Source organism: Ruminococcus sp. MCC718 (assembly GCF_018783905.1).
GTDB lineage: Bacteria > Bacillota > Clostridia > Lachnospirales > Lachnospiraceae > Hominisplanchenecus > Hominisplanchenecus faecis.
In genome coordinates, this window is record NZ_WQNP01000116.1 from 1 (window position 1) to 218 (window position 218).

General features: G+C 48.6%; 1 protein-coding gene. It reads left to right on the plus strand.

Annotated elements, in window-relative coordinates:
- On the plus strand, window positions 1-218 hold a 218-nt coding region (locus GPK60_RS10745), incomplete at both ends, for a conjugal transfer protein (RefSeq protein WP_215660011.1).

The following is a 218-nucleotide window of genomic DNA, read 5'->3' on the forward strand; positions in this document are numbered from 1 at the left end:
CAGTCTGGAACGGACGATTTTACCGTTGCCTACGAAGTAGATCAGCAGGTAAAAGAGGGAGAACAGACACAGGCAGTCACAGAAAACTACACCGTGACCGTTCATGTGGATAAGGACGGTGCAATGGTCATTACCCAGAATCCAACCCTTGCTCCGGCGGTACAGAAATCAAAGTATGAACCGAAAGTACAGGAAGCAGATGTCAGTGTCAGTTCCGA